This is a genomic window from Pauljensenia sp. UMB3104 (assembly GCF_030217285.1).
Taxonomy (GTDB): Bacteria; Actinomycetota; Actinomycetes; order Actinomycetales; family Actinomycetaceae; genus Pauljensenia.
The window spans coordinates 1-268 of sequence record NZ_JASONN010000331.1; the positions used below are offsets into that span (position 1 = coordinate 1).

General features: G+C 59.7%; 1 protein-coding gene. It reads left to right on the plus strand.

The features are described 5' to 3' along the window. On the plus strand, positions 1-268 hold a 268-nt coding region (locus tag QP415_RS11915; RefSeq protein WP_285100220.1), incomplete at both ends, for a hypothetical protein.

Sequence of the window (268 nt, forward strand, 5' to 3'; positions counted from 1 at the left end):
CCGCAGATCGTTCCACGTCTCGCGCGACGGTCTCCCCTGCATCGCACGCACTTGAAAAAGTTGAGCTGGACGCATCCGCTTCTACCTCGCTCGCCGAATCTGGTGACACCAACGTGATCGAGATGCCCAATGCGTCCGCCGATGTGGTCAGCGGTGAAACTCAGACGGACCTCGTCAATGCTGAAGACGAAGCTGAAGAACTCGCACTGACCGGCACCACCGTTGAGCGTAGCACATGGACCGTCAACCCGATCCCCGCGCCACGATA